This window comes from Dyadobacter sp. HNCC25DJ187, assembly GCF_056895255.1.
Map to the genome: position 1 here is coordinate 874188 of NZ_JBXHAT010000002.1, position 19065 is coordinate 893252.

Here is a 19065-nt window from a genome sequence, read left to right on the forward strand (position 1 = left end):
CAATCCCCGTATCTTCTTTATAAAAATGAACACCAAAATTTTTGTGCTGCATCTTGCAGTGGTAGCAAGCGCGGGCCTGCTATTTGTGAACCTTTACAACTCCATCGTTGATGCGCCTAACTGGGCGCATCAGCTACCGCAGTCGCTCACTGCTGCCAGAGGCTATTTTTCTTTTAAAGACCCCTCTGAATTTTTCAAGTTTGCCGGTCCTTTGATACATATAATCGGCATCAATTGTGTGATCCGGTTCTGGCGGACCGACAATAAAGTGCGCATCTACAACATTACTGCGTTGGGGATGATCCTATGTACGGATTTAATGACCTTTTTATTATTGTTCCCCTTAAATCAGGTTCTGTTTGGCAGCTCGCAGGATGTAACCATTATTGAGCATGCGGTGCAACAATGGAGCCTTCTGAATTGGCTCAGGTCACTTATTTTAGCCGGCGTGACAATCATGTACAGCTTATCACTGAGCAGGTATTACAGGTTGGTTTTGCAGAGCGTTTAGCAGGAAAGCAGAGCAATTGTGCGACTCTGAAGCAGAAAACCTGCCCGATCACCAGCTGTTCAGAATATCGTTGATGTAACTCTGTCTTCCGCTACTGCAGGTAACCAGTAAATCCCAACATGTTTCAGTCCGGATCCCTGAATTCGATTGCACATCCGGTGTGAATCCTGAACGAAGGTTTCAGAAAGTTGCTATCCTCTTTCAGCGTATCGTAGTTATCCCGGACAAACGTCACTTTCACCAGATTGTCGAAATTGCTATCAGGGAAAAACTTCATGTCTTTCAGCATGACCGCAGGCTCATTATCATCTACATTAAATGCCATCATACCCATGTCTCGGCAATCAAATTTCAAATCAAATCCTAAGGTATCCTGATAGAAAGACCGCGCATTTTCCATATCGTTCACTCCGATGAAAAAGTTATCGTAATCTTCATAACTATGTTTTTTTATAATTACTATGATTACGCTTCAGATTAGATCTGCCCATTGTAAAAGTCAATGTCGAGTCTTATCCGCATGTTTGTAGGTAAGTTTTATTCTAACGTCTGTCTGGTCCCATGATTTAATTTCTGTATAGACCAGATCAGGGTGTTTTTTACTTATGTCCCGCAAGGCATTTCCAACCGATTTTCTCAGGTATTCACTCTCGTCTGCCTTATGCTGACTGATCAGCCCAATAGCGATGTCGGGATGCTCCTTGAAGTAGGGACGGCTTGTCCAAATGCGTAGCCCTTCTACAACCGCCCTTTTCATATTGCTATTGTCAGTGACCAGCCATCTCCTGATCTCGGGCAAAGACTGCTCGTAGCCTTTTTGCTGACAATACCGGTCGATAGCTTTGGCGAGCATCTCCTGTACGCGCCAGTTGTCATCTTTGACAACTTTTGTTTCCAAGATCTTCAGTGCCCTTTCTTCTTTAGCAGAAAGCTCGCCCAACATGTAAACCCCTAACATCCTGACCTGATAACTATCATCTCTGAGGAAACCATCTGCTATATGGAGATGATCCATGTCAGATAACAACAGCAGTTGATTGCCGGCCTCGATGATGTGTGTGAAGCCATGCTCCACCCTGTTGATCTCAGAGATAATATTTCCTATGTCCATATCCGAGTGCATTGCAATAAATAGTACACAACAAATGTCAGATAAATCACCCTGGAAAAAGCTGATTTAAATCAGTTCCTTATCTCCTGTTATTTAGTTATCATCTGACTATTAAAATCCGGATTGGTCATAGTTATTGGCTCAGCTTTAATAGATTACGGGGACTAATCTTTCAAAAAAAATGCAGCTCCACTAAAAAGGTCCTCAGCAGATTAGTTTCTAGTTATTCAAACCTTCCACCCACCTCAGAAATTCGTTAGCCTTCGCCTTACTGACCACAATAGTTTCCGGGGTTTCCACGCTGAGTTTTGTAACAAGTTTACGCGAGAAATAGCGTTCAATACTCGCTACGAATTGCTTGTTAATCAAAAACTGACGGTTAGCCCGGTAAAACGAGCCCGGGTCGAGTACCCGTTCTATTTCATCAAGGCTGGAAGCGAAAGAGAAACTCTGGTTTGATTGAGTAGTGATTTTGACCATTGTTTTATCCAGATAGAAATAAGCGATATCCTTCACCCGCAGCGGGATTATCTTGTCCCTGTATTCTACGAGTAATGTTGTTTTAAACACATTTTTCAACTGCGAGGATACTTGACCAATGGCTTGCGCTGCATTTAACGGCTTAAATGCAGTCTTCATCTGATGGTATTGGTCCAATGCAGTCTCAACCTTTTCACTGGTGATCGGTTTAAGCAAGTAACTTACCGCATTCGTATCAAATGCCTCCATCGTGTATTCGTCGAAAGCGGTGCAAAATATGATTGGGCTGCTTACTCTTACCTGATCATAGATCTGAAAGCACATCCCATCGGCAAGCTGGATATCGGAAAATATCAGGTCAACAGATGGCTGTGTAGAAAGATAAGACACGCCCTGCTCAACCGAGTCAAGGATGGCAACAATAGAGAAGTCCCCATCAATCTCAAGCAAAATTCTTTCCAGCTCTTTGGCAGCCTTCTGTTCGTCTTCTATAATTAAGATGTTCATAGTATGATAATAGGAAGTTTTACGCTGAAGGTTTGCGCGGTTTTCTCGATAACAATGTCCTTGTTGAAAAGAAGGCGATATCGTTGTATAACATTATCAAGGCCTACCCCGGTCGAAAATGGCGTAAGCGACTTAGGCTGGTAGTTGTTGGCAACAACCAGGTCACTGCTTCCATCATTATAAATGCTGATGTTTAATGGCCGGGAAACCGAGGCTACATTGTGCTTAATCGCATTTTCAATCAGCAGCTGCAGTGTAAGCGGGGGCAACAGGCTTGATAAAAGTTGACTATCCACCTGTATCGCTATCTGTAAAGCTGTCTCCATTCTTGCTTTGACGATATACAGATACGATTGTATGAAAGTAAGCTCCTGTTGGAGCGTGGCCGAATCCGCCTTTTTATAAGTAAGTAAATAGCGGTAAACGTTTGCCAGCTCAGAGACATACTCCTTCACCTCTTTTTCTTGCGTGAGCGAACTAAGGGTATTTAGCGTATTAAAAAGAAAGTGGGGACTTAGTTGCTCTTTTAAAGAAGAAATATTAGCGGCCAGTTGCGCCTGTTTCAGCCTTTCGATCTCAAGACTGTGTTTTTGCTTTTCGGACAGAAGGTGTAGATAATAAGCGAGAAAATAATAAAATGAGCTAAGCAGCACAGCTCTGAAAAACATGATGAAGTATCTTTTAATGCCGGGCTCTGCAGCTTGCTGCAGTACATAGCCGGTGAAGTGGTTGAAGGCCCAGTCTTCGATGATAGCCAACAAAGCAATCAACGCGATTGAAGCAGCAATAAGAATCTTAGATTCCGAGTACCGCGTTCTTACGGGGTTGCTCAGCAACGCATTCATGGCTATCCATATAGAGATGTTATACACGAAGGTATATACAAGGCTTAGTACATGTAAATGCCATCTGCCATCAGTCGTGAGCGAAATTCGAAAGGAAAGCGTAATCAGCGACAATGCCGCGGCAGTACCCAGACCAAATTTCCAGTTGATATTATTCACAAATGCGAATTTAAATGATTAGATGGCAGGTACTGCATTAAAAGTTGGGAAGGCGGGCAGATCGGCACAGGAAGCGGACATTCCGGATTGCCAAAATGGGGATATTCATTTTTAGCCGCATGCTAATAATAGATTTAAAATGGCTCTAAGATGTGATGGTAAAAGAAATCTGTCCGTTTCCCAGTGTGTTTTGTCCGTTTCTTACAAGATCTACATTTCACCTAAACTGCCTGCCCGTTACTTTGCACTGTCAAAATAAAACAAGGCCCATCAATCCTGCTTCCGGGAGCCATTGTTCAAAATTATATCTTGCAGATGAAATACAAAATCCTTTTCAGTCTTCTTGCAGGTTGCATTAGTCAGCGTCAGCCACAAGACTTTTGTTCAGCTCAGCAAAGTATAGACTGTACCTTGGCAGCTGTTACTGAAATCAGGCATCTGCTTGATGCGGAGGATCAGACCCATACTTTCGAGAGTCTCGGATTCTTGTTAATTATCGCTATTGTATTGGCTTACATTAATCCTGGCAAGCATACACAAATGCGTTGTGTATCCACAATTAGGGGTAATCTTTTCAGAGTATCCCCTGCGTTAGTAGCCGCACTGCTGGCGATAGTATTGACGACGAACAGGCTTGCCGTTTTGAGGAGTCGTGGAGCCTAACCGGGGGCTGACCAGTTCATTCTTCGGTGCCTTTTTCCTTATCCTGTTAGTCTACCGGATTGTAGATTCGATCCAGTCCACGATGTAAAGCTTCAAAAAGAAAGACAGGTTTGTCCAGGCAAGTCACACCTCTCTCAACACAATACACGAATTCATAAAAGTATCTGCAACATCATGTTTACAAAATTTCGATTCCTGCTACCTCTGGCACTGACAGCAACATTAGCCGAAGCCCCTGCCCAGGTTTTAAAACTGGCTGGCGCAGACTATTTACACTACCCGAAGGTCAGACTAAGTGACCACGGCAATAGCCAACAGGTATCTTCTCTGGAATTCAATGCTTATATCAATGTTCCTGTGAAACTCAAAAACGATAAGACTTTTCTGATAAACGGGTTACAATTCGGTTCAATCAAAGCGACATCGTTTTCAGATATCACCACTGCAGAGCATAAGCAAAAATTTTACAAGATTACCTTTTCGTTTATGGTCATTCATCGCCTTGACGAAAAGTGGATGCTGATAGGCCGCCTTTCGCCCACACTGGCCGGTGATTTTGGTGAAAAACTGAACAGCGATGACTTTTTGATGCAGGGATTTCTCCTGGCGAACAAACAAATTAATCAAAAGCTGATGGCAGGAGGGGGATTGATTTATACCACGCGTCTTGGAAAGCCAATGTTACTTCCTGGCTTGCAGCTAAGATATGAACAAAGCAGGCATCAACTCTTTGTATTTCTACCTGCGACTATTGACTATAGCTACCAAGTAACCCAGAATGAGAAATTCTGGATAGGCTTCAAGACAGTGCTTAATGGAGCGAACTTTAATTCCAGCGTTGACAACTTCTCAGGATCAACCAGGGTAGACCGATTAAACTATGTTGCTGCAAACCTGGGACCGTTCATCCGCTATCGTTTTGCAAAAATGGTACAACTCGAAATCTCCGGTGGTCTTAATGCAATGCAACGATATCAGTTTGAGGACGCGCACAGCACCCTGCATCAATACAGTTCACAAAATAGCAGCTATTTAAGTGTTGGTCTGAGCATCGTTCCTCCGACAAGAAAAACTGTTGCACAAAGTCAGGATTAACACCAAAAAAACCATAAAAATGAAAAAGAAAACGATGATTTCGGTGCTGCTGATGATAGTATCAGCGCTTAGCTACGGCCAAAAGATTACAGACGATTTTTCAGGCAAATGGAAAACCCCGGAAGGAAAGATTATCCTGATAACAAAATCCGGTAAAGCATTTACCGGAACGGTTGAGCAGTCAAGTGAGAAAATAATGGAAAATGTCCAGTTTACGGATGGTCACTGGAAGGGAAAAATTTTCAAACCCGGTAGCAGCACAAAAGCTGATTGCGACTTGGTAATGAACGGCAGCAAACTAACAATCACCGCCCGAAAAATGACATTCTCAAAAACGATCATATGGACCAAATTGTGAATTCAGCATCACAGTAGGGTCACATAATGAACTAACCACCTGGTTTCTCTACCTAGGACATTAGAGCAAATCCGGTAGAGGAAACACCGCCGATTAATATGCTGAATAATTTTCATAGAAAAAATCTATGACTTTCACATGAAGTGGTTTCGGGCTCATTCTTTATTAGAATACCGAATGACACCTAACAACTTGGTTTTAAGACGTATCCATATTACTCAAATGACTACTCCCCGCAAAGCGGATTAACAGCTTGCGGTTTGAAACTGTCACCTTCCCTATTGATGATGAATGTCATCTATTTCACATTTATGTGAAATTTATCTTATATTTGTGTAATGAAAGATACTAAGGCGCAAATAGTGGAGTCTGCTATTATTATTTTTAACAAAGACTTTTCAGCTTCACTTGATATGGTTGCTGAAAAAGCCGGTGTTCACCGGCGGACCCTGCACTTGTATTTTGGTAGTCGGAAAGCGTTGATTGAGAGTTGCAAGGCTGAAATGATGACGACTTGCCAGCATGCTATGACAATGGCTTATCGAGCTTCGACTGATCCAATAAAACAACTTGAACTGATGCTGTATGCCGGTATTGATTGTGGTGCCAAGTATGCATTTTTGGATAAAATTTATGGTCACACTGCATATGGTGACGTTCCGCAGGATGAGAAAAATGGCACATATGACTCCATCAAGTCCAAGTGGTTCAACGTAGTTGTTTCCCTTCAGCAAAAGGGCATGATCAGCCAGCAACTTTCAATAGCGTGGATCTTTTCCTTATTCGGCAGCATGATCACGAACACGATCAATATAAGCAATTCTGGCGATGTTGCACAAAACGATATTAAAGGCTTTGCCTGGTATTCGTTCAGAAACAGCATCGGCTTGAAAAACGAATGCTGATGAATTTATACTTTTATTACAATAACGAACAACAAAATGAGTGATCAAGAGCTGATCCGGGCACTTCCGGGTTTTGAAAATAAGTATCTGGATGTCAATGGTACAACCTTACACCTTGTCGAAGGCGGTGCGGGGCAACCTTTGCTGCTGCTTCCAGGCTGGCCACAGACCTGGTGGGCTTACCATAAAGTTATGCCCATTTTGGCACAGCATTTCCATATAATTGCTATCGATGTGCGGGGTATGGGCAGTTCAGCTAAGCCCGAAACTGGTTATGACAAGAAAAATATGGCTCTTGATATTTACGAGTTGGTGCAGCATTACAAATTCGATAAAGTATATCTAGCCGGGCATGATATCAGTACCACCATCGTCCATAGTTTTGCTGCTCAGTTTCCTGATACTACCGCAAAAGCTGTTTTTTTAGACACTGTTCCCATTGACGAAAACATTCATCGTGTTCCTATGCTTGCCCCGGCAGGCTACCCGGAGGGCGCTATCTATCCCTGGTGGCTTGCATTTAATCAGGTTCAGGGTTTGCCGGAAAAGTTGCTTGAAAACCGCAGCCGTATTTTACTGGATTATGTGTTTGATAATCTAAGCTTTAACAAAAGCGCAATAACAGAAGACGACCGTTTGGTGTATGCCGCTTCTTACAACCAGATTGGCAATATCCGGGCTGCCAACAAGTGGTACCAGAACTTTCCGCAAGATGCCATTGATAGTAAAAGTTATCAGAAACTATCCATGCCGATCCTGGGCATTGCAGGTGAAGGAAATAATATGCTCGAAACCGGACTGCAAACAATCGCCGGGCACTATCAATGGCATACAATACCCAACACCGGCCATTTTCTTGTTGAAGAAAGCCCTTCTGAAGTAGCGGAACTGATAATCAGATTTCTTAACGGGTAATACAGGAAGGTACTACTGTATTAGAGGGACAGTATAATTTATGATAGTCGATATGTAAGTAGTCCCTAAAAATCAGACAGTTTGAAATTAGAGAATACACTAAGCTGAGGTGCTTATTTACCAAATGTTAAAAATGAAATGGGGCGTACACCAGCTCGCCGGCGGGTTGACTCGTAAGATGATCTTTCACAAATACCCTTATCCCTGCTTCTTTGCATTTAAATGCTGCCATTTTTTTGGTTTTAAGCCATAGCTTTTTTCAAACAATCTACCGAAATAGCTCAGGTTACTAAATCCTAACTGATAACCGACTTCGGAGACAGAAAGGTTACCCTGGCTCAAAAGTTCAGCCGCTTTTTGCATTCTTAAATGATTGTAATATTCATAAATCCCTTTACCAAAAACCTGCGTAAAAATTTTCCGGAGCTTCAGCTCGTTCAAGCCGCTGAGCTTAACCAGCCCATCTTTTAAAGGTGGTGTATCCAATGAAGATGCTATGGCATTTCGGACCAGATAAACCGCATTAATTTCAGCTTTGCTCAGGTCATGGTATTCTGTTTTCTCCCTGCCCAGTAAATTACTAAAAAGCATATAGATCAACTCAAGCGCTTTTAACCGATAAAAGGCTTGTGATAAGACATTCTCCAATGAAAGGTTGGCAAGCTGACCGACTAAAATCCCCATCTCAGGCGACATGAATTCTTCTATCCAAAAAATCTTATCGGTATCGAAAAGATAATACAATTTATTCCGGTCGGACCCCACGAAGCGTTTCAGGTATTGTAGTTCCACAAGGATAGTAATCTGCTGGACATGGATGTCTTTCGGAAACAATATCTCACTTTCCAGATGCGATGGCGTAATGCGTACATGTGGACGGCTGTCCGGATTTCCTGCTGTGATACCCGCCCCATCTCTCGGCTTATCTAAAATATTCTGAAATGAGATAAGCAATCCTTTATCTACCGCCTCAATCTGATTCCTTTTATACAAAAATGTCTCGCTGGAAATTAAAGAGCGGACCATAAGCAGCATCTCCGGCAACAGGTCCACAATCTTTAACTCGTTTAGCCGCAGATTTTTGAATTCTTCTTCGACAGCATCTACGGACACGCCGAGTTTTTCTGCAATCCGGAGCATCTCCCGCTTTTCATCATCCATATTTTTTTAGACTATTTTTAATTTAAATGGGGCTATTTTGTCTATAAAAGTAGAAATAATTTTGTGTCAGTAACAAAAAGGTGTAAACAATGAAACACAGAATTATAATCTCAGGCGGCGGGATAGCAGGGTTAACTGCCGCAAAATTTCTGACCCGGCAAGGGCATAGCGTCACTGTTCTGGAAAGGGCGTCATCCTTCAGTAAATCAGGATTTCTGATCTCCCTTAAAAGTTTTGGTATTTCCATTATGGACGAATTGGGACTGACAGACAAACTTGCCGAAGAATCATCACCATCGGAGTTTGTGAATTTCAGGGAATCGAATGACCAAATCATACAAGGTATCAGTTACGAAAAAATGAACCAGCATATCGAACGTTCTGTATTGATCACCAGGGGCGGTCTGCATCACGTTCTATATAACGGTCTGAAAGAAGATGTGGATTTCCGCTTCTCTGCCGGCATCGATAAACTAACCCAAAGCGACAAAGGGGTCAGCATAACCCTCCAGGATGGCGAGCAACTGGAAGCAGACCTGTTGGTCGTCTCAGAAGGGTTGCGATCTACAACCAGACAACGTTATTTTCCTGCAAGTGTATTAGAGGATTTTAATGTGCTCTACATGGGAGGACGTCTGAAAGGCCCCCATGCTTACGGTGTTGGCAAATTCGATATCTATTTGGATGTGGACAAGATGTTGTCCATTTATCCCATTGCTCAGGATGAAATAGCTATTCAATGCTACATCCACAGTCAGGGCGATGTGGCCTCTATCCAGAGCAGAGCCAATGAGCTGTTGATATCCTCATTTCAGGGTTACAACAAGGAAATTCAGCACCTGTTGAACCGTTTTGCAGAAGAAGGAATTATGTTCGCCGATAAAATGGGTATGATAAATTCCCCGGATCTGGTAAAGGGAAATGTTGTTTTGTTGGGGGATGCGGGATATTGCCCGACGGCATTATCAGGTATGGGTGCTTCTTTATCTATTTACGGGGCAAAGGCATTGGCTCATTTTATCAGGGAGAACAGCAATGATTTGAAAACAGCTTGCAGCAATTATAATACAGTAATGCAACCTGTGGTCCGCAAATTCCAGGCAAACGCCAAAAATAATGCGGCATCTTTTATTCCCAACAGCGAAGAAAAATTAAAACGGTTTGTACATTCTTTCCGGACTGCATCGGATCTCGAAGTGCAAAAAATAATGACAGCTCCCATTGTATTGACAGAAGATCAGTTGAATTTTAAAATAAGCTAACGATGAATCTTAGAAAAGTTATTTCCATACTGATCGGATTTGGAACGATAGGATTGTTAAGTTCTGTGTTGGCCAAGTTGCAGGGGATGTTTTTCCCTTCATCCTTGCAAATATTTACCGATCCAAATCTGGCTTCAACAGGCACTCTTCAGTTTACGATCAAACTATTGTGCGTATTGGTCAGTTGCGCCATCGGAGGGATGGTCACCACAGGTATTGGCGGCACGATAAGGGAAAACCTGATCGTTGGCGGCCTGATCATATTGGTAACAGCCTGGCTTTGGGTGTCGACAATACACCCCTTTATCTTTTGGCTGTCACTGGCTTCAGGAGTCCTGCCCGCTGTGCTTTTAGGGCGGAAGGTTATGTATACAATTTAAACCTTTGGCGCCGGTACCACGTAAATGTAATTCCGGCGCGGCCAGTTAAAGTTTGCCTGCTCTTATCGGTTTGTGTAAAGCCAACCGCACCGAAGTTAGAGGTAATTACTACCCGTCGAACACCCTCGCGCCTGGCAAACCTCAGGATACGCAAAATGCCTTCCACCGCAGTAAAGCCTTGCTCCACGTTCTTTACCTCAGAGAGGATATTTTCTGTGTGCATTGCAATACTACATAGTACACAATAAAAATCAGCCAAAGCATGTCCTTTTTCCAAGCAATTCCAGGGCTGATACGGCTCTGACCGGACAAAACTAAATTTGATCCCCACCTTTGATAACAGCTACTGAAGCAGTGTTTCGTACTGAGTTTGAGCCCCTATACAGCTGACCACTTTCATCGCAGCGTATCTTCAGGCACATAGGTCCTGTTATTGGTGAAATCGTGAAAACAATTGGTATGCATTGCATAAGCAATTACCTTCCCGCCCTTTGTTTTCACATATCCAAACTCAGAGAATTGTATTACCTTAATGGGTAATGGAACTGGCTTGAATGGTTTTGAGCTTTGCACAATCCTGACAATACGTCCAAGGCTGGAATCTGCCGGGATAAAGCCCAGAGAATCCAGGTGTCCAGTCAGATACTGCTTCAGAAACATGTCTTGCTTGTCGTATGGTATATGTTCACCATTTGCCAGATTGTATCCCTGACGGTGCCGGGCCGTAGAATCCCTGAAGACAGGATGTACAGACAGTAAAGCATCCGGTAAAATCACGTTACGTTTAGAACATGCAAACACCAAAGGCACCAAAGCGGAAAACATCCAGGATTTCATATTGATTCAGGGACAGATAATTCGGGTAGTTCATCGATATTGAAAGTGGATAGAATCTACATACGCGACCTGTTTTCCGGCGTATCCGGCTGTTTTTACAGCGGAGACCGGAAACTTTTTCGAATTATAACGGTATACAAAGTCATAATGAAAATCATAGTCGCTCTTGCCATAGCGGTAGCCGAAACGGCTTGAAGGGCTCTCTTCTCTGATAATTTCGTGTGTATATGTTTTAACAGGCATATTCACACCAAAGTCCAGCATATCGCTTGAAGGACTAAAGCCGGAATATTGTGTAAAATGATGCACCAGTGCAAAGCTGGAAGAAGTAAATGGTGAGCGGACGTATTTGGTATATTCCAATCCTGCCAGGGAAGGGATATGCAGTTGCTGTCCCTCTGTGGTTACCGAACTGAAGATGATTTGCTTGATATTGTTCTCATTGTCGTAGCTGAATGAAGAATAGTTACTCATAAATCCATTCTCGGTACCTCCCATCTGGATGATCTTATTGTCAGCACCGATCATCACAAGATTTTTATAGTCATCATTAGCCGGGTTCAAAGGTGGGAAAAACGGTACGGAGGTTCCGGCAGGTGTAATTTTAGAAATCCCGTTTTCCTTTCTGAAAAACCATACCATAGCTTTGCCCGGAGTGCCCTGAGGGGTATACCAGTTCATTGTCACCTTGCTGATCAAGCCGTCCAGGCCGTACTCCAGTTGTGTGGTCCTGGTCCTTCGGTAATCGTCAGCGTTATAGACACATTTGACCAGCCGGTTTTTCTGGTCATATTCGTAGCTGTAAACCGATTTGATCTTATAGGAAACGGGCGGATAATCCCCGTTATAGGTATAAACCGTGCGGTCGATTTGCATATTTTTAATCACTGTACCCTGCACAGAGGTCAGAGAATCATAAATTTCAAAAGCTGTCGTCGGGTTCATTTCTGTAATTTCAGAGGGTGGGATATCCTTGCTGCGGCTACAGGACAAAATGCAGGCAGCAAACAATGGGAAAACAAGTACCCGGACCGGATTGAACAGAGTGGAAAACATATGGCTAATTGATTTTATATTTGAGATTAAACGAAAAACCTACCTGATACGGCTGAAGCTGAAAACCTCTTTCGCTGGTATTTAACCTGTTGAGCGAATACTCAGCATACGGCCCTACCATCAGATAAGTGTTCTGGTGAAGCCAGACCTGGCGGCCAGCACTTACCGTTACCCAGAAAGCATTTTGTTTAGAGGTCAGTTCCCTTGAATAATCCAGCCCGGCACTGACAAAATAATTTTTAAGTCCGGCGGCTGTCAGGTCAATGTTCTTTTTGATCCCCAGGCCTGTAAATTCCAGAGTTTGATCAAGTTGTTTTTCTATCCCTTTACGAAGCGGGTTTTTCTGTGCATCCAGAACGAACTCGTCAGTAGCAAGTTCGTATTCAAAGATCTGCTTTACACGTGCATAATGAAGCAATAGCTGAAAGCCTTTATACTCTGCACCAGCCTGAACTTTCCACGCACTTTTCTGCGACGAAAAATTCTCCGGGAAATGAAAATTCTGATATCCCTGATGATTGGCAGAGTTAATTCTGACCAGATGGGAGGTGTTCATCGGCGTAAAACCCAGTACCAGACCCCACTTTTGTTTTAATACAGGAGTGCGCCGGCTCTGATGAACTGATTCAATCTGCGGAAGAGGAATTCCTTCGGAAGGCGCAGCCGGGCGGCTTTCCAGAAGCTTCAAATCAGGCATTTCCGCAAGTCTGCTGCCCGGATTATAGGGCGAAGAAGAAAAAGTACCCGTGACGGATTTTTCCGGATCTGCCGTCGCTGTGACAACACTGCTTGCAGAAGGCCTGTAAGACAGGATCTCTTTCTCTGCTGATGGGATAATGCCTCCCCTTGGCTGGTTTTCTCCAGTTCCATGTATCCTTTCAGGATTTACCGGGACATGTGATGCTTCTCTGCTGACCACTCTGGCTGGCAATTTCGGATCGTAAAGTGATATGGAAAAAAGCAGAACAAACAGCGCCGTAAGAATCCATCGGGCCTGTTGCGCCATCCGGTTTCCAGGTGCGACCGAGCCCAATACGATCCTTGCCAGGGCCGGATCCGGCTGGTCTTGAATCTGGCTGAATCTGGCAAGCAGCGCTTTGCGCAACCGCTCATTTATCTGGTCATCAGGGTATTTCATAACTATTAATGCCGTATTGCTGTAACTTTCTGATCAACAGGTTTCGTCCGCGATAAAATTGTGACCGGGACGTACTGTCGGAGATGTTTAACATTTCTGCAATTTCCACATGCGAATATCCGTCTATCAGGTGCAGGTTAATGATGATCCTGTAACCATCAGGCAGTTTGCTGATAATGTCTCTGAGGTCATTCAGCCGCATTGTTTCAATGATCCGCTCGTAGTCGTCAGATTCGATAGCTGCTTCATGGTCTTCTGGACCTGTAAAACGCAGTTCGTTTTTTGTCGTCCAATGGTAGTAATTAATTGCCGTGCGGACAACGATTGATTTGATCCATGCATCGATAGCGTTGGGATCTGCTACTTCTGAGAGGTTATTGAAAACTTTGATAAACGATTCCTGATAGATATCCTCCGCTTCTGCCTTTGTTTTTGCATAACGGCTGCAGATAGCGGTCAGCTCCGACTTATAGCGGTCATAGAATATTGTCTGCGCCTTTGGGTCCAGCCTCTGGCAGGCTCTTACCAATTCGGTTACATCGTTATATTTTCTGTTCAAAAAAAACTTCATCAGCTAAAGGCAGCCCCATTCTGGTGATCACAAATCAGGAGAGTCATCCTACAATTCCTCCCTTCATAAATTAACAGCAAGTGCGTAGCTAAATGACGGCCACCCACCGTTCTGGTCGAAGAAAAAATCGGCGGTTACCGTATCTGACCAGGTCAGTATACGGTAACCTGTGTTATTGTCTTCCTGGAATTTGCCGCTGAATACCGATGTCTGGTAATTCTGTGTGCCGAAATATTTTAATCTGACCTGTAACAAAAGCGGAAGTTCATCAAATGAATTATACCCTTCTATAAAGTTATATGAACCAATCAGAACGCCTTCATTGTCCAGAATCATGGCCGCGTCCCGGTTCTCCGGCACGAAATGGAAGTGCATTTTATTTACATCCAGTACCTTCGTTTTTAATTTTACCACGACGTATTGTGTCCGGTCCTGAAAAGCCTTCAATGCCGGCGGTAACGGCTCAGTACGGACATCGGTATCAAATTCGAAAATAGAGTATTCATGCATGGCGATCTGAACCCTGATTTTTCCATTGGAAGCACTACCGTTAAAATTCCATTTGACCAGGTAATCATTTCCGTCAACAGACAACATAGCCCTGTAGCGGGAGGTTTCGGTATCACCCTCAATGAACAGTTCCTGGCGGTAATCTGACAACTGGCCCGTCCTGGCCACCGGAATGTTACTGCGTATAATCCGGTCTATCGAATCCGGGACACTGCTACCCAGAAGCCGGTGCACCGCCAGGATTTTATCAGCCTGCAGCCCTGCATAATAAGAAACAGCACCCTGTTCGAAACGTGCTTCCCATAACCGGTCTTTATCGATGGTCCTGAATGTCACGTTCGCTGCATCCGGGAAACGGTCAGCAATAAGCGCAGCAGTTGCTTTCGAAATCTCCCCCTCTTCCGGCCGCAGACCCTCCACTCTATCGCAGGATAGGAGGCAGGCTGCCAATACGGTCATTAAATAAAAAAGTACAGTTTTCATCAGGATTCTCGTGCGAAAGTTTGACTTGTACACAGATTATAACAGATCGAATTGCCATTATCTACTCCTAAGACACAGGTGAAATACCGATACGATGCACGGTGGAGAAAAATTTATTCTGAACAGATCTGACATCAACAATCGGCGGATGTAATGATGAAGTCATTTATCGTTTAGGATAAAGCAAAAGGCCGATGTGGGCTTTTCGAATCACATCAATTATTTGAATACATTGCAGGTTCTGTTACAGGGTGTTTCGGCTACCGGCCACCTGTCGCAGCTTACGAAGTACCAAAGTATTTTACCTTAAAGCAGCTATTTGTCTCTGAACTGCATTTTTTCGGTCTCAGCCGGACATTGCAACCTAAACGTTCTGGAGTAATCTGCATCAGACAGCACATCAGCATTCGTTCCCCGGGGAGTATTCCATCCCCGGACCCCTTGGAAACCTTCCTGAACCCCAAGGTACTTTTGGTACCGTGAGCTTTAGGAAGGTGAGTTTCTCTGCGAATTCAGAAATCGTTAACAGAAAGCACCGAAATTCTTCAAGGAAGCCTATCGAAATTCATTTTTATGAAAGTCAAACATGCCAGACTTGTAATGAAGCGACTACCCGACTGCCATTTTTGCCATCTCTTTCCAAATATAATGGGGAGCAGACTCGCGTAATTCCCAATTGATACTCATCGGCTTTGCACCGTAATGATCTACATAGTCAGCTAACCCTAAAAAGACGTAGGCAATCGTATTGTTATATTCATCATTATTCCTCTCTCGGACAAAAAGTAGAATTGATTTTCCTGTTTCCCTCTGAGTAATATAGGAAAGTCCTTTGCCAGTCTGGGGTTTGGCAGTATTCTGCGACTGCCAGTGAAATATCTTCTCACTAACCGCGTAGTCATTATACAATGTTGTCGGAGAGTAATTAGCTTCTGTTTTTTCAAGTGTTATTAGCAGCAGTTCCGCATTCTTCGATTCTAGATTTACAACACCCTCCCGATTGCTTGATTTTCGTTCGAATGTACTATCTCCGAAAGCAGCTAGAATTTGTTCTCTTGAATACCTGCTGTGTACCTTCAGTGGTTGAACAAAAGGAAGATCAATATCCAGTTCAATGTGGGCGATCTTGTCAATCACTAAGGCAAGCAGTTCGACTATTTCCAACGTGAGCTGTTGATTTTCCCCAATCCTGGCTATGCTCTCGGCCAGGTTCTCAGCTCCCCCACTTGTCTGCCAGAAGTCATAATGCAGCATCGTCAGCATTAGTCTTTCCTGCTCTGACAATACATTGATATCCACACGGAAGTTCTGTCTTGCCAATTTCAAGACAAAGGACAAATAGCTAAATGAATTACAACAGAGCCACTTTTTCTCAATTGCTCTTTTTGTTTCAGTCTCGTTGATCATTGGTAGCTCATCCAGCCGGTTTGCCAGGTGGCAAAGTTTACTCCAAGTGCCTCGTTTATAAATCGCCTGCAATGGAATATTATGAAACTCAGTGAAATTTTTAAGCGATAGGGGAAGATTGGTTTGATGTTGAAAATTTGAGATCTTAGCCACTAACTGATTCGTATTCAATTGGCTCGCCGAACGAATGTTTTTTAAGATAATATCCTTGGCCTTTTTCTCTAAAACGATAGAGCATCCTAACGGCAAATGCGGAAAGTCACGTTCCAGTTCTTCTAAAGTCGAGGTGTTAGTCTTTCCTATCAATGCCCTAAATTTGCCCTCAAAATCGTACTCGGACCGTGCATTACCGACAAAGTCTAATACAGTCAGACATTCTTTCCCTTCTGACAATCGTAAACCCCTGCCGAGTTGTTGAAGGAACACAGTCAAACTCTCGGTAGGCCGAAGGAACAGTACGGTATCAATTTCTGGTATATCAACGCCTTCATTGAAAATATCGACAACGAAAAGATAATTGATATCTTTCCGCAATAGCCTTGACTTAATGGTAGATCTTAAATCCTCCCGATTGCCTCCACTTGTTAAATAATCCGCTTTTAATCCTGCAAGTGAGAATTTTTCTGCCATATACATTGCGTGCTCACGAGTCACACAAAATCCGATAGCTCTGACATCCTGATGATCTGTGAGATATTTTCTGCAGTGATTCACTATTTCCCCCACCCGAAGATCATTTTGAGTGTATATGCGTGTCAACTCACTGGGAAGATAACGCCCGTTCTGCCAACTCAAACCAGATAAATCGATGCTGTCACTAATTCCGAAATATTGAAATGGACAAAGCAATTTCCTATTCAATGCTTCAGGCAACCTTATCTCCGCAGCAATTGTATCACAAAAGTCTGAAAGAATATTAGCACCATCTGTCCGCTCAGGAGTTGCAGTCAAGCCTAAAAGCACCTTCGGTTTGAATTTGCTTAAAATGGGTCTATAACTATTAGCTGTAATATGATGCACTTCATCGACCACGATAAAATCATAATAGCTCTCTGAAAGTGGCAATTCCTCTATCCTGTTCACCAGTGTCATCACCGATGCAAACACCACATCATACCGGTCCGGTTCGATGCCATCCACCCAAAGTTCTCCAAAATTGTTGTCGCGAAGAATGCCTGCAAAAGTCGCCCTTGCTTGCACAAGTATTTCTTTTCTATGGGCTATGAAAAGTAGCTTTGCGTTAGGAAGAGTTTTTCGAAAGTTCTTAAAGTCAAATGCCGAAATTACCGTTTTGCCAGTCCCGGTCGCAGCCACAATCAAGTTTTTATTTCTGCCGTGAAGTTGCCGCTCTGCAAGGAGCCGTTCTAGTATTTCTTGCTGAAAGGGTAATGGTTTTATATCAAAGAAGGAATTTCCGGCACTCTCTCCCTTGTTTTTCTCCCTTCCTAGAGCGGTTTTCAGCTTCACTGAATGCTCGCCTGGTCGGAAGTATTCGAATTCTGAATCTTGCCAGTAAGTCTCAAAAGTCTTCGCAAATTTGTCTATGATGTGGCTGACTTCCTGAGTGGTAACTTTCAAGTTCCATTCTAAGCCGTTGGTTAATGCACTCCTAGAAAGATTTGAAGAACCGATATACCCAGTGTGAAAACCGGTATTACGAAAGAACAAATAAGATTTAGCATGAAGCCTCTCGTTTTCAGTGTTGTATGATACTTTTACTTCGCTATTTGGTAATCCAGCCAAAAACTCGACCGCTTTCAGATCAGTCGCGCCCATATAAGACGTAGTGATGATTTTAAGAGAATTACCTTTACGGGTAAACTCTTCAAGCTCTTTCTGAAATATTCTGATGCCGGACCACTTTATGAAGGAAACCAAAAAATATATCTTATCCGAAGAGAGGATTTCCTTTTTTAATTCGCTTTCATGTGAAAGTCCCACGTTTGAGCCGGTGAACAATTCGCTTTGCCCCAAGCCAGTAAATGGGGTAATCGTTTTAACATACTTTTCGAAGTCCGAGCTATCAGCATCGATTTTGTTAAATACCGCATTCAATATCTTTCCATTCACTGAAATCAAGTCATCCTCGAAATCGCGGTGATCTAATTCTTCTCGAAGTGCCCTGATAAGCTTGTTTGACAGTTCTATTTGCTTTTCAATACTGTCATCACCCGTTATCAAACTCAGACCATAGTTCAATAGATGGCTAACGTGTTGACTAAGCAAACGAGCTACTTCACTTTTTTCGACCGCCGTTTCTTTCACAAAGAACTGTTGTTTGTCCAAAGAGCTCAGCTTTGAGGCGATAAGCTTAGTAATTAGATTTTCGTAAAGGCCTTGCTGCATAAAACAATCGGGGAGGTATCAATAGGGCAAAGATGCAAGAAAGTAATATTTGTGCAAATGTCAAGTAACCTATGTGTTGTGACCTTAGCGGCAGAAAAGGACTTTATTTATGAGAGCAGATAATCTGCTTCCTTGAAAAAACAGTTTCCAAACTGGCATGGGGGTATTTTGCATGGTTTCTTTACGAGCCCGGTAATTCGATTAATCTTAGAAACAATCAGGAGCAGATTGTCAATGTTATTACCGAAGATTGATGCAAGATGGCATCTCACCCACAACTACATAATCAACTCTATGGGGGTCGTATTCAACCTGGTCACAGCAATCACAAGCATCAAAAGGATGCTGGCAGAGTCCTTCCTAGC

20 protein-coding genes are annotated in these 19065 nt (G+C 43.2%); 8 read left to right on the plus strand and 12 right to left on the minus strand.

Features of this window, described 5'->3' with window-relative positions; all coding sequences use genetic code 11:
- Positions 1–25: 25 nt before the first annotated feature.
- Complete coding sequence (locus AC1XUE_RS14620) at positions 26–511, plus strand: hypothetical protein (protein ID WP_483356722.1); 486 nt, start codon at positions 26–28, stop codon at positions 509–511.
- A 124-nt stretch (positions 512–635) separates the two neighbouring features.
- On the opposite strand, the gene AC1XUE_RS14625 is transcribed toward AC1XUE_RS14620, so the two are convergent.
- From AC1XUE_RS14625 to AC1XUE_RS14640, 4 genes are all read right to left on the minus strand, one after another.
- Entirely contained in the window at positions 636–920 is a 285-nt protein-coding gene (locus AC1XUE_RS14625; RefSeq protein ID WP_483356723.1) for a VOC family protein, read from the minus strand.
- Between the two features lie 90 nt (positions 921–1010).
- Positions 1011–1622, minus strand: a complete 612-nt coding sequence (locus AC1XUE_RS14630) for a HEAT repeat domain-containing protein (protein ID WP_483356724.1) — start codon at positions 1620–1622, stop codon at positions 1011–1013.
- A 219-nt stretch (positions 1623–1841) separates the two neighbouring features.
- A complete protein-coding gene (locus AC1XUE_RS14635) occupies positions 1842–2609 on the minus strand; it encodes a LytR/AlgR family response regulator transcription factor (protein WP_483356725.1) in 768 nt (255 codons plus the stop codon).
- Positions 2606–3613, minus strand: a complete 1008-nt coding sequence (locus AC1XUE_RS14640) for a sensor histidine kinase (RefSeq protein ID WP_483356726.1) — start codon at positions 3611–3613, stop codon at positions 2606–2608. The genes AC1XUE_RS14635 and AC1XUE_RS14640 overlap by 4 nt, the downstream gene beginning before the upstream one ends.
- A gap of 315 nt (positions 3614–3928) precedes the next feature.
- Here AC1XUE_RS14640 and AC1XUE_RS14645 point away from each other — a divergent pair, with 315 nt between their 5' ends.
- The 5 genes from AC1XUE_RS14645 (at position 3929) to AC1XUE_RS14665 (ending at position 7549) form a co-directional block, all read left to right on the plus strand.
- Positions 3929–4276 (plus strand): hypothetical protein, encoded by a 348-nt coding sequence (locus AC1XUE_RS14645; protein ID WP_483356727.1) that lies wholly within the window; start codon positions 3929–3931, stop codon positions 4274–4276.
- 174 nt (positions 4277–4450) lie between these two features.
- Positions 4451–5371 carry a DUF6268 family outer membrane beta-barrel protein gene (locus AC1XUE_RS14650; RefSeq protein ID WP_483356728.1) on the plus strand — a complete coding sequence of 307 codons (921 nt, stop codon included), beginning with the start codon at positions 4451–4453 and terminating at the stop codon, positions 5369–5371.
- A 19-nt stretch (positions 5372–5390) separates the two neighbouring features.
- The gene (locus tag AC1XUE_RS14655) at positions 5391–5729 is read left to right on the plus strand and encodes a hypothetical protein (protein WP_483356729.1); all 339 of its coding nucleotides are present in this window, start codon (positions 5391–5393) and stop codon (positions 5727–5729) included.
- Between the two features lie 338 nt (positions 5730–6067).
- Positions 6068–6634, plus strand: coding sequence for a TetR/AcrR family transcriptional regulator (locus AC1XUE_RS14660; RefSeq protein ID WP_483356730.1), 567 nt, complete (start codon positions 6068–6070; stop codon positions 6632–6634).
- 36 nt (positions 6635–6670) lie between these two features.
- Positions 6671–7549 carry an alpha/beta fold hydrolase gene (locus tag AC1XUE_RS14665; RefSeq protein ID WP_483356731.1) on the plus strand — a complete coding sequence of 293 codons (879 nt, stop codon included), beginning with the start codon at positions 6671–6673 and terminating at the stop codon, positions 7547–7549.
- A 198-nt stretch (positions 7550–7747) separates the two neighbouring features.
- On the opposite strand, the gene AC1XUE_RS14670 is transcribed toward AC1XUE_RS14665, so the two are convergent.
- Complete coding sequence (locus tag AC1XUE_RS14670) at positions 7748–8710, minus strand: helix-turn-helix transcriptional regulator (protein WP_483356732.1); 963 nt, start codon at positions 8708–8710, stop codon at positions 7748–7750.
- Positions 8711–8799: 89 nt separating this feature from the next.
- On the opposite strand from AC1XUE_RS14670, the gene AC1XUE_RS14675 reads away from it, so the two are divergent.
- Positions 8800–9972: an FAD-dependent oxidoreductase gene (locus AC1XUE_RS14675; RefSeq protein ID WP_483356733.1), complete on the plus strand. Its 1173-nt coding sequence runs from the start codon at positions 8800–8802 to the stop codon at positions 9970–9972.
- 2 nt (positions 9973–9974) lie between these two features.
- A complete protein-coding gene (locus tag AC1XUE_RS14680) occupies positions 9975–10352 on the plus strand; it encodes a hypothetical protein (RefSeq protein WP_483356734.1) in 378 nt (125 codons plus the stop codon).
- Here the strand turns inward: AC1XUE_RS14680 and AC1XUE_RS14685 are convergent.
- From AC1XUE_RS14685 to AC1XUE_RS14715, 7 genes are all read right to left on the minus strand, one after another.
- A complete protein-coding gene (locus AC1XUE_RS14685) occupies positions 10336–10629 on the minus strand; it encodes a hypothetical protein (RefSeq protein WP_483356735.1) in 294 nt (97 codons plus the stop codon). The genes AC1XUE_RS14680 and AC1XUE_RS14685 overlap by 17 nt on opposite strands.
- Positions 10630–10748: 119 nt before the next feature.
- The gene (locus tag AC1XUE_RS14690; protein WP_483356736.1) at positions 10749–11189 is read right to left on the minus strand and encodes a hypothetical protein; all 441 of its coding nucleotides are present in this window, start codon (positions 11187–11189) and stop codon (positions 10749–10751) included.
- 30 nt (positions 11190–11219) lie between these two features.
- Positions 11220–12245 carry a hypothetical protein gene (locus AC1XUE_RS14695; RefSeq protein ID WP_483356737.1) on the minus strand — a complete coding sequence of 342 codons (1026 nt, stop codon included), beginning with the start codon at positions 12243–12245 and terminating at the stop codon, positions 11220–11222.
- Between the two features lie 4 nt (positions 12246–12249).
- Entirely contained in the window at positions 12250–13383 is a 1134-nt protein-coding gene (locus tag AC1XUE_RS14700; protein ID WP_483356738.1) for a hypothetical protein, read from the minus strand.
- Entirely contained in the window at positions 13370–13954 is a 585-nt protein-coding gene (locus AC1XUE_RS14705; RefSeq protein WP_483356739.1) for an RNA polymerase sigma factor, read from the minus strand. Before AC1XUE_RS14705 ends, AC1XUE_RS14700 begins: the two co-directional genes overlap by 14 nt.
- 63 nt (positions 13955–14017) lie before the next feature.
- Positions 14018–14947 carry a hypothetical protein gene (locus AC1XUE_RS14710; protein WP_483356740.1) on the minus strand — a complete coding sequence of 310 codons (930 nt, stop codon included), beginning with the start codon at positions 14945–14947 and terminating at the stop codon, positions 14018–14020.
- 609 nt (positions 14948–15556) lie between these two features.
- A complete protein-coding gene (locus AC1XUE_RS14715) occupies positions 15557–18700 on the minus strand; it encodes a DUF3427 domain-containing protein (protein ID WP_483356741.1) in 3144 nt (1047 codons plus the stop codon).
- Positions 18701–19065 lie beyond the last annotated feature (365 nt).

Excerpts from the sequence above, each read along its gene's own strand:
- AC1XUE_RS14675 (WP_483356733.1), top strand. The coding sequence starts at position 8,800 with ATGAAACACAGAATTATAATCTCAGGCGGCGGGATAGCAGGGTTAACT.
- AC1XUE_RS14700 (WP_483356738.1), bottom strand. The coding sequence starts at position 13,383 with ATGAAATACCCTGATGACCAGATAAATGAGCGGTTGCGCAAAGCGCTG.
- AC1XUE_RS14690 (WP_483356736.1), bottom strand. The coding sequence starts at position 11,189 with ATGAAATCCTGGATGTTTTCCGCTTTGGTGCCTTTGGTGTTTGCATGT.
- AC1XUE_RS14705 (WP_483356739.1), bottom strand. The coding sequence starts at position 13,954 with ATGAAGTTTTTTTTGAACAGAAAATATAACGATGTAACCGAATTGGTA.
- AC1XUE_RS14670 (WP_483356732.1), bottom strand. The coding sequence starts at position 8,710 with ATGGATGATGAAAAGCGGGAGATGCTCCGGATTGCAGAAAAACTCGGC.
- AC1XUE_RS14710 (WP_483356740.1), bottom strand. The coding sequence starts at position 14,947 with ATGAAAACTGTACTTTTTTATTTAATGACCGTATTGGCAGCCTGCCTC.
- AC1XUE_RS14680 (WP_483356734.1), top strand. The coding sequence starts at position 9,975 with ATGAATCTTAGAAAAGTTATTTCCATACTGATCGGATTTGGAACGATA.
- AC1XUE_RS14665 (WP_483356731.1), top strand. The coding sequence starts at position 6,671 with ATGAGTGATCAAGAGCTGATCCGGGCACTTCCGGGTTTTGAAAATAAG.
- AC1XUE_RS14660 (WP_483356730.1), top strand. The coding sequence starts at position 6,068 with ATGAAAGATACTAAGGCGCAAATAGTGGAGTCTGCTATTATTATTTTT.
- AC1XUE_RS14695 (WP_483356737.1), bottom strand. The coding sequence starts at position 12,245 with ATGTTTTCCACTCTGTTCAATCCGGTCCGGGTACTTGTTTTCCCATTG.
- AC1XUE_RS14620 (WP_483356722.1), top strand. The coding sequence starts at position 26 with ATGAACACCAAAATTTTTGTGCTGCATCTTGCAGTGGTAGCAAGCGCG.
- AC1XUE_RS14650 (WP_483356728.1), top strand. The coding sequence starts at position 4,451 with ATGTTTACAAAATTTCGATTCCTGCTACCTCTGGCACTGACAGCAACA.
- AC1XUE_RS14635 (WP_483356725.1), bottom strand. The coding sequence starts at position 2,609 with ATGAACATCTTAATTATAGAAGACGAACAGAAGGCTGCCAAAGAGCTG.
- AC1XUE_RS14655 (WP_483356729.1), top strand. The coding sequence starts at position 5,391 with ATGAAAAAGAAAACGATGATTTCGGTGCTGCTGATGATAGTATCAGCG.
- AC1XUE_RS14715 (WP_483356741.1), bottom strand. The coding sequence starts at position 18,700 with ATGCAGCAAGGCCTTTACGAAAATCTAATTACTAAGCTTATCGCCTCA.
- AC1XUE_RS14645 (WP_483356727.1), top strand. The coding sequence starts at position 3,929 with ATGAAATACAAAATCCTTTTCAGTCTTCTTGCAGGTTGCATTAGTCAG.
- AC1XUE_RS14630 (WP_483356724.1), bottom strand. The coding sequence starts at position 1,622 with ATGGACATAGGAAATATTATCTCTGAGATCAACAGGGTGGAGCATGGC.